Here is a 206-nt window from a genome sequence, read left to right as displayed (position 1 = left end):
CGGTAGGAACGGAACACGTTCCAGATGAACGGCAGCGTCGAGGCCCCCAGGACGAACGCGCCGATCGAGGAGACCGTGTTCAGCGTGGTGAACCCGTCGGTCGGCAGGTAGTCCGCGTAGCGGCGCGGCATGCCCTCGTTGCCCAGCCAGTGCTGCACCAGGAACGTCGTGTGGAACCCGACGAACGTCAGCCAGAAGTGCACCTT

Annotated in this window: 1 protein-coding gene; it reads right to left on the bottom strand. The window is 65.0% G+C overall.

What is annotated here, in order from left to right:
• Positions 1 to 206: cbb3-type cytochrome c oxidase subunit I (locus tag PSD17_RS28045; protein WP_339125288.1), on the bottom strand; the 206-nt coding region annotated here is incomplete at both ends.

Source organism: Pseudonocardia sp. D17 (genome assembly GCF_036984265.1).
GTDB lineage: Bacteria > Actinomycetota > Actinomycetes > Mycobacteriales > Pseudonocardiaceae > Pseudonocardia > Pseudonocardia benzenivorans.
This window is presented reverse-complemented; position numbering and strand designations above follow the sequence as displayed.